The sequence below is a fragment of the Gluconobacter sp. genome (genome assembly GCF_047723935.1).
Taxonomy (GTDB): Bacteria; Pseudomonadota; Alphaproteobacteria; order Acetobacterales; family Acetobacteraceae; genus Gluconobacter.
Genome location: NZ_JBDOBO010000135.1, coordinates 1 through 2,944, shown reverse-complemented (window position 1 = coordinate 2,944; position 2,944 = coordinate 1). Strand labels below are relative to the sequence as shown.

General features: G+C 48.5%; 1 protein-coding gene. It reads left to right on the top strand.

Annotation, left to right across the window (positions count from 1 at the left end; all coding sequences use genetic code 11):
• The first annotated feature begins 318 nt into the window (after positions 1–318).
• A complete protein-coding gene (locus ABF979_RS16670) occupies positions 319–2,616 on the top strand; it encodes a TonB-dependent receptor family protein (protein ID WP_415560788.1) in 2,298 nt (765 codons plus the stop codon).
• Positions 2,617–2,944 lie beyond the last annotated feature (328 nt).

Below are 2,944 nucleotides of genomic sequence, written 5' to 3'. Positions count from 1 at the left end.
TGCGCCTGTATAAATCCAACTAAAAAAGTAATATAGTTTTTTAACCATCGTATTTGGTGATATGTCTTTAGGTAAGGAATACTTGGATGCGATGTAAGCGCGGTGATGCCTAAAAGGCAATAAGCTTTGTTGTGAAGTTGCGTCACGCCCACTCAAAGCAACAATGCTGTGTTCTCTATCTTTCGATTAAACGAAAGAGACCAGAGATACCGCATTAGTCTCCGTTGCAGGTGCGGCTACAGAATTCACACCTAAAAATTCAGAGCTCCAAATGTGAGCCAGAGCATCAATAAACATGGGGCAAAATTGCGCCTCAGAATGAGCTTGAAAATGAAGAGCAAGAAAAATCAGGTGCATTCCCATACAGGTTTTCGCCTTGGTGTACCCCATGGCCGCCTGTCTTCCCTCTTGTTAAGCGCGGTCGCAATGACGCCACTCATAAGCGAAGCGGCAGAGTACAAAACTCATCCAACTCATCACCGTATAGGTACTTCGAGTAAAAAACTCGTAACAGCACCCTCTGCCGTGAGTAGGACACAGCCCTCTGAGGTGGTTCATCGCTCTGCTGCGCCCAACCCCTTCGTCGCCCCGACAAGTGAAACAATCAAGGTTTCCACCCGTCGACGCTCTGTGGTCGATCAATCGAAGGCAGCATTAAGCACTATCCCCGGTGGCGTCAGTGTGATTGACGCACACGAGGTTCTGAAAGGCCGAAACTTCACTAACGCTGACGTTCTTGCGTTCCAGCCAGGTGTTTTTGCCCAGAGTTCGGGCGGAGGTGATGGCTTGCGTCTGTCTATCCGTGGTTCCGGAATTCAAACAGGTACAAACTATTTTCGTTCAGGCATTCTGATGATGTTTGACGGCCTCCCCGTAACGACGCCGGCTGGCACGCCGTACGAATTATTTGAAACACTCGGCGTGCGTTATACAGAAGTACTTCGTGGCGCCAATGCGTTTGACTATGGCGGCGTACAACTTGGTGGCGCTATCAACTACGTCACCCCGACGGGGTATGATGCGGACTTATTCCAGGTTCGGGCAGAAGCAGGCAGCTTCAACTATAACAAGCAGCAGATCAGTTCCGGAAAAGTCATTGGGAAATCTGACTACTATGTCAGTATCACCAAGTCCTATCGAGGCGGCTACCAGCAGCAGACAGCGGCAAGCAGTTTTGGTGTTAACGCAAACTACGGATACCGCTTCAATGATAAAGTCTCTACGCGGTTCTTCTTCCGGTATCGACAGACGCAAAACGGATATCCAGGATTTCTGACGCGAGATCAGATCATTGATAATCCGAAACAGGCACAATCGACTTATGTTGCGCTTCATTCCAAGCGCATTCAGCCGGGCTCAAAATGGTATGGCAACATGACAACCATCCGGATTGACGATCATTCCAAGCTGGAGCTGGGAATTGATTATCAGGATGCTCCGATTGATATTGAGAATGGCACAACTGCGGGCATCTGGGGATACAAGACGATTGCGGGCGTGATCCGATACAGCCGGAAAGACAAGCTGTGGGGCCGCAGCAATGATATGCTGTTCGGCATTGATACCTATAGCGATCTGGACGCCTGGCAAACTACGCGGACCAGAACGTATACCGGCACTTATGCTGGCATTCCGCTTGGAACAAAGCTTCGACACGCTACTTACGGCGGAACGGACAACTATTTCCACATCAGAGACAACTTTGAACTCTTTCATAATTTCTGGCTGACAGCTGCAGGTGCTCTGGACTTCGTGCAGCGCTCTACCGCTGTGACGTATCCTACGCAAAGCTCTCTCGGCACCTCGGCCGTGGGCTTTACCCCGCGTGGGGGGTTTCGGTATGTCATCAGTCCGCATGTCTCGGTTTATGGAAACGTCAGTCGCAGTTTTCAGCCACCTAATGACTGGCAACTTCTGTCTGGCGCAAACTACACAACCGGTCCTGCAGCAGGCTTGACTGCAACGGGAGCCAGCCTCGAAAACCAGACAGCAACAACGTATGAAATTGGTACGACGGGCAACTGGCTACACAATAAATGGAGCCTCACATACTACTATTCCTCTGTGAGGAATGAACTTCTGTCTGTCATGACGCCCTTGTCACAACTTTATGGGAACGCGACCTATTCAAACGCGTCCCCAACCGTGCATCAGGGTGTGGAAGCATCTCTGGAGACGGATCTGTATAAATGGCCCGGCGGAACTCTGGGCTTACGTCAATCCTATACCTACCAGGATTTTCACTTCAAAAATGATGCCGTTTTCGGCCGGAACAAGCTTCCAGGAATTCCTGCTCATTTCTATCAGGGAGAAGTCCGTCTTGACCTGAAAAATGGCTTTTATGCCGGGTTCAATACACAGGTTTCGTCAAAGGTTTCAGGGTCTTACGACGACACTTATTTCGCGCCTTCTTATCATATCTATAATGCCAACATTGGCTATGAATGGCCTGGGAAACACCGTCAGGTCTTCCTGTCTTTTAACAATCTGGCCAATAAACATTATGCCTCCATTGTGGTACCTGGATATATCGCAGGAGGCCGACAGCTCTCAGTTATGCAACCGGGAGACGGGTTTGGTATATTTGCGGGAATTTCGATCGGACTAAACGACTAAAGATACTTCTCAGACCTCATCTCAATAACTACAAGTGAGACATAATGCCGCTAGATCCCTTGTGCAGCTAAATCCCAAAGATGGGGCGAACAGTATCTAGCGGCTGTTGATGCTAAGAAGCATCCTTGCCCCCCAGGTTCATGCCGCCACAACCTGTCTTGCAGGAACGTAGAAGTATTTCCAGATATCGCTTCTCCAAGACGAAAACCTGCACCACAGCAAACAGGAAATGCATTGTTTTCTTAATAATCCTCCAGAACTTGAAGCCTTATCGATAATATTTTTTATTTAATTCGAAATTATTGTTTTTTATTATATAGAAATACAG

Coding starts and splice junctions, on each gene's coding strand:
- ABF979_RS16670 (WP_415560788.1), top strand. CDS start 319: ATGAGCTTGAAAATGAAGAGCAAGAAAAATCAGGTGCATTCCCATACA.